Source organism: Lentiprolixibacter sp., from assembly GCF_982873095.1.
Genome location: NZ_CEYNTP010000169.1, coordinates 1 through 6279 on the forward strand (window position 1 = coordinate 1; position 6279 = coordinate 6279).

General features: G+C 46.7%; 3 protein-coding genes. All 3 read left to right on the forward strand.

What is annotated here, in order from left to right:
* Nucleotides 1–231: 231 nt before the first annotated feature.
* Complete coding sequence (glmS, locus tag AC4E7D_RS10310) at nt 232–2079, forward strand: glutamine--fructose-6-phosphate transaminase (isomerizing) (RefSeq protein WP_490173717.1); 1848 nt, start codon at nt 232–234, stop codon at nt 2077–2079.
* Nucleotides 2080–2308: 229 nt separating this feature from the next.
* On the forward strand, nt 2309–5062 hold the full coding sequence (locus AC4E7D_RS10315) for a TonB-dependent receptor (protein WP_490173718.1): 2754 nt from the start codon (nt 2309–2311) through the stop codon (nt 5060–5062).
* A gap of 188 nt (nt 5063–5250) precedes the next feature.
* Nucleotides 5251–6279, forward strand: a 1029-nt coding sequence (atpD, locus tag AC4E7D_RS10320; RefSeq protein WP_490173719.1) for a F0F1 ATP synthase subunit beta, incomplete at its 3' end; no start/stop codon positions are given.

The following is a 6279-nucleotide window of genomic DNA, read 5'->3' on the forward strand; positions in this document are numbered from 1 at the left end:
CAGGCATTACCGGTTAGTGCAAATATCAGTCCTCTGGGTACCATCCTTGTTGGGAGTAACGTTCCTGAGGAAGAAGAGAGAAAATTAAAACTGGAAATTTTCTACACAGAGGCCAACTAATCCCCTTTTAGCATACCAATCACAGAAGATTTGCGTTATCTGAACGATATTTTGGTACGGAACACTCACATGTGTTACCTTTGATTTCCAAGTAAAAAATACAATTATTTTATGTGCGGCATAGTAGGATATATCGGAAACAGAGATGCTTACCCTATAATAATCAAAGGCTTACAAAGGCTGGAGTATCGGGGATATGACAGCGCTGGGATCGCTCTTTACGATGGGAGTGAAATCAACATGGCCAAAACCAAAGGGAAGGTTTCTGATTTGAAGAATATATCTGAATCAAAAATATCGCTGCAAGGTTCCCTAGGAATCGGACATACCCGATGGGCAACCCATGGAGTCCCTAATGATGTTAATTCCCACCCGCATTATTCCAATTCCGGCGACCTCGTCATTATCCATAACGGGATCATTGAAAACTATGAAGCTATAAAGCAGGAGCTTACCAACAGGGGGTATTTCTTTGAGTCAGATACAGATACTGAAGTCCTTGTGAACCTTATTGAAGAGGTAAAAAAACAGGAAGGTGTAAAACTGGGACAGGCGGTGCAGATGGCCCTGAACCAGGTTGTAGGCGCCTATGCTATTGCCGTATTTGACAAGCAGAAACCCAACGAAATTGTAGTGGCCCGGCTGGGAAGTCCCCTGGCCATTGGCATGGGAGATGGAGAATTTTTTATAGCCTCTGATGCTTCACCCTTTATTGAGTACACCAAAAATGCGGTATACCTCGAGGACGGGGAGATGGCAGTGGTTCGAGTGGGGAAAGAGATTAAACTTCGCAAGATCAAGGATGACGCCATCACTTACCCTATGATTCAGGAATTGCAGATGAATCTTGAAGAAATTGAGAAGGGGGGATATGATCATTTCATGCTCAAGGAGATATTTGAACAGCCCAGGGCAATCAAGGATACCTATCGGGGGAGGATGCTTGTGAATGAAGGGATCATCAAAATGTCCGGGCTGGATCAGAATATGGAAAAAATCCTGAACGCCAACCGGATCATCATCGTAGCCTGTGGTACTTCCTGGCACGCCGGTTTGGTAGCGGAATATATCTTCGAGGACCTGGCAAGGATACCAGTTGAGGTGGAGTACGCTTCTGAATTCCGATACAGGAATCCGGTAATTACCGAAAATGATGTAGTTATCGCCATATCACAGTCTGGGGAAACTGCAGATACCCTAGCTGCCATTAAGCTGGCCAAGGAACGCGGGGCCTTTGTTTTTGGAGTTTGCAACGTGGTTGGGTCTTCCATAGCACGTGAAACCCAGGCTGGTGCCTACACGCATGCCGGGCCAGAAATCGGGGTAGCATCAACCAAGGCATTCACCACACAGATTACCGTACTTACCCTTATGGCGCTGAAGCTTGCCAAAGAAAAAGGCGAACTGTCTGAAGAGCAATTTCACCAGCACCTGATCGAGCTGGAAAATATCCCTGCTAAGGTAGAAAAGAGCCTGGAAGGGAATCCTTTGGTCGAAATTATAGCGGAAGCCTACAAAGACTCTGAAAACTGCCTGTATCTCGGAAGGGGTTACAACTTTCCCGTGGCATTGGAAGGAGCACTGAAACTTAAGGAGATCAGCTACATCCATGCCGAGGGTTATCCTGCTGCAGAAATGAAGCACGGGCCTATTGCCCTTATTGACGAGCAAATGCCTGTTATTGTAATTGCCACTAGAAAAGGACATTACGAAAAAGTGGTGAGCAACATTCAGGAAATCAAATCCAGAAAGGGGAAGATCATTGCCATTGTCACCGAAGGGGACGAACAGGTCAGGGACCTTGCCGATCATGTTATCGAAGTCCCCGAGACCTTTGAGAGCCTTAGCCCGCTGCTTACTACAATTCCGCTGCAATTGCTCTCCTATCACATCGCTGTGATGAGAGGCTGTAATGTGGACCAACCCAGGAATTTGGCGAAGTCTGTCACGGTAGAGTAGGTCAAGCTTTAAACCCCTGCATTCCCAATTGGTGTCAGGAAACCTCCTGATACGTTGCTTCTATCTGGCTGGTTGTCCGGAGTGGGGAATATTGCCAAGTCTATATTATTCAGGCATATAAATTGTGATCTGCACAGCATTACCCCCTACTTTTTGTGGATTTATAATTCCCAAGCAAAAAATTTCTGTATCTTGGCTGTTAAACTAAACTAATTAACTCAAAGCACGAATGAAAAGATTTATTCTCGGAACCCTTATGTTTATGGGGGTTTTTGCGTATTCCCAAACGCAACTAAGCGGAAGTGTTGTGGATGATGAAACAGGGGAACCTTTAATTGGGGCAACCATTTTGGTTGAAGGAACCACAACCGGAACCACTACCGATTTTGATGGGGCGTTCAGCCTTACTGTACCTTCAGATCCACCTTTCAACCTTGTCGTTTCCTACACGGGCTACGCAACACAAACTGTGGCGATAACAGAAGCTAAAGACGATTTGAGGATAGGACTTGCCTTTAGTGCCACAAGTCTCGATGAGGTGGTTATTGGTGCTTCAAGAACACCGGAACGGGTATTTGAATCCCCGGTGTCTATTGAGCGCTTCGGGCTCAGAGAAATAAAGAACACTACCGCCGAATCTTTCTACGGTGGTCTCCAGAATCTTAAAGGTGTTGATATCAATACGAACAGTTTAACCTTTCAATCGGTCAATACCCGCGGGTTTGCCACCTTTGCCAATACGCGTTTCATGCAATTGGTAGATGGGATGGACAATACGGCTCCAGGTCTTAACTTCGTTTTGGGTAACCTGGTGGGGATGTCAGAACTGGAAGTACAGAGCGTTGAGATCCTTCCCGGAGCTTCTTCCGCACTTTACGGAGCAGGTGCCTTTAACGGGATCCTGTTCATGCGAAGTAAAAGTCCGTTTGATTTCCAAGGAATCAGCGCGTATTTCAAGACGGGAATTACTTCTCAGGAAGCGGCAGGTGAAAATAACTACTATGATTTTGGGGTTAGAGCCGCCCATGCATTCAGCGATAAGCTGGCTGTAAAGGCCAATTTTTCCTACCTCTCAGGGGAAGACTGGCATGCCAATAGTGTGGAAGACCTGTCAAATCCAGGTGCAGACCGGACCAATCCCGCCTACGATGGCCTTAATGTTTACGGAGATGAAGTGGGAACATTATTGAATTTTGATGCACTGGCAGGATTGCCTTCTGGTACGGTAGGCTCTGCCTTCGTTACCCGTACCGGGTATACAGAACGCGAGCTTGTCAACTACAACGCAGAAAGTGTAAAAAGTGATTTCTCGGTTTACTATCGGCCTTTTGCAGATGATTTTGAAATCATTTACAACGGTCGGGTAGGCCGCGGAAATACAATCTACCAGGGAGCCAACCGATATGCGGTCAGGAATTTCATCCTGCAACAGCATAAAATAGAGTTCCGAAATAACAACTTCTTCTTACGGGGGTATATTACTTCAGAAAATGCTGGAGATTCTTATGATTCCCGTTTTGCGGCAATTAACGTAAACCGTTCCTGGAAATCTGATACCGACTGGTTCACCCAGTACGCCCAAACCTATATCGGGGCACGGCTTGGTGTTGGGACAGGAGTCCTGGCTGATGAGGCTACGGCCCATGCTGTTGCCCGGCAAGTGGCTGATACTGGACGTTTGATCCCAGGAACTCCGCAATTCCAGAGAGCGTTTAACCAGGTAATCTCCGATGGGGATCTGACTACCGGAGCCAAGTTTATCGACAACACCAAATTTCGCCACATAGATGCCAATTACAACTTCAGCCACCTTACCAGTGAAGTGGCCGATATTCAGATCGGAGGCTCTTTCCGGGAATACGAGCTGAATTCCAGCGGAACGATCTTCACGGATTTGGATGGACCCATTACGTACAAGGAATACGGGGCTTATATGCAGGTACAAAAGAAATTGCTGGATGAGCGTTTAAAGTTTACTGGCTCCATGCGCTATGATAAGAACGAATTCTTTGACGGTTTCCTTTCTCCGAGGGTCTCCCTGGTGTATACTGCTGGAGCCGATCGTAACCAGAACTTCAGGGTTTCCTACCAGCAAGGGTTCAGGAATCCAACCACACAGGACCTCTTTATAGGCTTGAATGCCGGAAGGGCAATTCTGGTAGGTTCTGCACCGGATAACCTGGACAGGGATGTGAGGAACTTCCCATTATCAGATGCGGGTCAGACCCTTACCGGGGCCTCTGAGGCTACCATAGTGGGACGGGCTGCGTATGAGAATGCATTTTCTTTAAGCTCTGTAAACGCAGGTAATCCAACGGCTGTAAACACCCCTCTGGTGCAGCCAGAAGAAATATCTGCCTATGAAGCAGGGTACCGGGCACAATTTGGAAATGTAGTGGTAGACGTAAGCGGATACTTTAACAAGTACACCAACTTCATCTCCAACACTACTGTAGTTGTCCCCTTCTACGGCCAGGCAGGAGATGGGAGCCTATCTCTCCTGGCACTTCAGAACGGAGACTTCTTCGGATACCAGACCTATACGAATGCAGAAGTGGATATTGAGTCCTATGGGGTTACAGCGGGAATCGACGCTAAAATCTTCCGATCTTTTGATATAGGTGTCAACTACACCTATGCAGATTTTGACTTTAATGAAGCGGCTTTCCCCGATTTCCGGACCAATTTCAACACGCCTAGGCACAAGGTAAAAGCTTCCTTTGGGAATACAGCTTTGTTCGAGAACTTTGGGTTCAACTTTAATTACCGATGGAGTGATTCCTACTTCTGGCAGGCGACTTTTGCCGATGGGGAGATCCCTTCCTATTCCGTTCTGGATGCGCAGATCAATTATGCGGTGCCCAGCATTAAGTCGGTATTTAAGGCAGGAGGCTCCAACATTCTCGGAGAGGAATATTTCTCCGCAATCGGTACCGGGGCAGTAGGTTCAATTTTCTATGTTTCCTGGACCATAAACCCTTAAGTGTAAATATTTAATCAAGTACAAAGCACCGGGATCCCGGTGCTTTTTTTATGTCCAAAAAAAGACGAAAAATCCATTCTAATTTCAGAAGGAATACCCTATCTTTGCAGCCGAAAAATGAACACAGGAAAATTATTTTTCCCATTCTCGGAAAGATAAAAATCCACTAAAAATAAATTACTAGCACAATGGCTAAAGTCACAGGTAAAATTGCACAGATTATCGGACCGGTTATCGATGTTGAATTTAAGTCCGGATCTGACCTTCCTAAGATTTATGATTCCCTGGAAATTACCCGGGAAGACGGAACCATACTGGTATTGGAGGTACAGTCGCACATTGGTGAAAACACGCTAAGGGCTGTAGCTATGGATTCTACAGACGGCATGAGCCGCGGTATGGAAGTAGTGGCTACCGGGAATGCGATACAAATGCCTGTTGGTGAAAATATTTATGGCCGGTTGTTTAATGTGATCGGGGATGCCATTGACGGAATGGAAAACCTGCCCAAGGAAGGAAAGAACGGTCTTCCCATCCACAGGGAGGCTCCAAAATTTGAAGATCTTTCTACTTCTACAGAAGTGCTTTTCACCGGTATTAAAGTAATTGACCTCATTGAGCCTTACGCCAAAGGGGGTAAAATTGGATTGTTCGGTGGTGCCGGTGTTGGTAAGACCGTATTGATCCAGGAGTTGATCAACAACATCGCGAAAGGCCACGGTGGACTTTCTGTTTTTGCCGGTGTTGGGGAAAGGACACGGGAAGGGAACGACCTGCTCCGTGAAATGCTGGAATCTGGCATTATCAAATACGGGGACGAGTTCCTCCACTCTATGGAGGCTGGAGGCTGGGACCTGAGCAAGGTAGATAAAAAAGCCATGAAAGAATCCAAGGCTACATTTGTGTTCGGGCAAATGAACGAACCTCCGGGGGCACGTGCCCGTGTAGCACTTTCCGGCCTTACGATTGCGGAATATTTCCGTGATGGGGCGGGAGAAGGACAAGGAAAAGACGTATTGTTCTTTATCGATAACATCTTCCGGTTTACACAGGCAGGTTCAGAGGTGTCCGCCCTTCTGGGACGTATGCCTTCTGCGGTTGGATATCAGCCTACTCTGGCCACAGAAATGGGAGCCATGCAGGAGCGTATTACTTCTACTAAGAGGGGATCCATTACTTCCGTACAGGCCGTATATGTGCCTGCGGATGACCTTACC

Coding starts and splice junctions, on each gene's coding strand:
- glmS (WP_490173717.1), top strand. CDS start 232: ATGTGCGGCATAGTAGGATATATCGGAAACAGAGATGCTTACCCTATA.
- AC4E7D_RS10315 (WP_490173718.1), top strand. CDS start 2,309: ATGAAAAGATTTATTCTCGGAACCCTTATGTTTATGGGGGTTTTTGCG.